Genomic DNA, 1,921 nt, shown 5'->3' on the forward strand with positions numbered 1-1,921 from the left:
GAAAGGTTATATAACCTTTCTTTTTGGCCTACATCTAGTTCAGTGCCTAGCTTATCAATGCCGTTATGAAGTTGGGTTTAAAATCAGAAGAATTGTACTTTTATCTTTATGAAAGTCCCATGCTACTAGTATATCTGTTACCTTTGAATCTAAAATTACTTCTAATGATTGACTATGTTCATGAAGTAGCCTTTTTTCGAGATTTCTTTTAGCCAATGTAAGGTTTTCTTCAAATCCTAATTGAACTAATTCTTTCTCTATATTTACCATAATACCTTCCCTGATTATAAGAAGTGTTCTCTGATCTAATAAATAAGAAGAAACATCGTGAGGGAATTTTTCTGCTTTTTGAGTTACTTCCTCAACTTCTTTATGTAGCAATTTCTGATTTTTATAGGAATGATTAGCTATGTTTTCTTTATCAGAATGGATCATGATAAACATCCCAGACTGCAGCTCTAAATTCCAATCATAATAAAATTCTTTAATATCTAAATGTATATTTAATTGTATATATCCTTTTATCTCTTCAATTAAAGTCTCCATTAACAAATCACGTGTTTTTTGAACATAGATAACTTGTTCCTTGTCTAACAAAACCTTTTCTAAAGGTAATAAAAAGGCTTTAAAATAAACGGTTATAAAAGGAGGAGAAATGACGGTGAATACACCTCCAGGACCTCTTCCAAAGTTTTCACGAAGTAACCTTCCCATATAGCTACTTAATTCTTTTTCCAGTTTCGTTTTATCCATAGATGGTGCACCTAGTTTCTAGTTTCATAAGGTATACTATTCGTGATGTTTTATGAAAAATCCTTCTTCCTCATAAGATCATTTTCGGTAATAAGAATTCACTTTTTATAAAGTGTAAACGAAAGGCATACTAGTATATCTTTAATAGATTGGTTTCTGTTTACCTTTGTATTTCCTGTGTTTCAAGATTCTTCTTTTATTTAAAATTCCAATTTTACTTCCATAGATAATGGTACTTAAAAGTAGTATATCCTTGCTAATTTCTTCTTTGTATAATTCATTGTCATACTTTTGGTAATCCTGCAACAATCGACGAAGCTCTTTTATAAACAATACAATCTCATGATTATCAGCCATCCCGACCAAATCCTTTCTGTTGGCACATCCTATTTTCAGGTGCTGTTTTAGGGAATTATTCCGTTACAAAAGGACTTACTCTTTTTAGACAACAAAAATAAGCCGAAAAAGAAAAGGTATGTCCTTTGCTTCCTCGGCTTATGTTTGGCACAGTGTGTCCAATTCATTACTGCCTCATTACTTTTTTGGTTTTAGGATAAGCGTAATAATACTATTATCCTTTTCAAAATCCCAATCTACAAAAATATCAAGAATGTCTGCATTTAATATCTCATCATAGTCATCGTTTTGCCGTAAGATTCCTTTTTCCAAAGGACGTTTAGAGATGCGTAAGGTGTCATCAAAACCCAACGAAATTAGCTGTTTTTCAATAGCCACCAGTATTCCCTCGCGTACGATGACCAATGTACGATCGCTTAATTTATATGAAGAAATTTTTTCAGGTCCTTTTTGGGCAATCTCACTCATCTTTATAATTCGATCATGAATTGCTTGTTTTCCTGGGTAAGGGTCACCCTCAGTCAAATCGGCTTTCAAATCGTCCAGACACACTCCCACAAAAATTCCGGAGTGGTGATCTAAATTCCAATCATAATATAAGTGCTGTATGTCGAGGTCTGTAATCCCTTTAATTTGACCAGTGATTTGAGGTTCAAGAGTTTTTACCAACAGCTCTCTTGTAGTCATCACTTGAAGTTCTTCATTCTGATTTAACAGTACTTGCTCCATAGGTGATACGAAACCACTGACATAAATAACAACATAAGGTTCATAAATCGTAACATGAACAGCCTCAGGGCCTTTCCCAAAG

At 33.4% G+C, this 1,921-nt stretch carries 3 protein-coding genes; all 3 read right to left on the reverse strand.

From position 1 onward, the window contains the following. Positions 1–63: 63 nt before the first annotated feature. The gene (locus tag AC1DRF_RS25340) at positions 64–753 is read right to left on the reverse strand and encodes a Na-translocating system protein MpsC family protein (RefSeq protein ID WP_043981828.1); all 690 of its coding nucleotides are present in this window, start codon (positions 751–753) and stop codon (positions 64–66) included. Between the two features lie 141 nt (positions 754–894). Beyond that, entirely contained in the window at positions 895–1,110 is a 216-nt protein-coding gene (locus tag AC1DRF_RS25345; RefSeq protein ID WP_097823773.1) for a hypothetical protein, read from the reverse strand. Between the two features lie 177 nt (positions 1,111–1,287). Further along, the coding region (locus AC1DRF_RS25350) for a Na-translocating system protein MpsC family protein (protein WP_477741993.1) at positions 1,288–1,921 on the reverse strand (634 nt) is incomplete at its 5' end.

This window comes from Priestia sp. P5_B4 (assembly GCF_056400385.1).

What these genes read in the sequence shown, in the direction of transcription:
- AC1DRF_RS25340 (WP_043981828.1), bottom strand. Translation starts at nt 753, where the DNA reads ATGGATAAAACGAAACTGGAAAAAGAATTAAGTAGCTATATGGGAAGG.
- AC1DRF_RS25345 (WP_097823773.1), bottom strand. Translation starts at nt 1,110, where the DNA reads ATGGCTGATAATCATGAGATTGTATTGTTTATAAAAGAGCTTCGTCGA.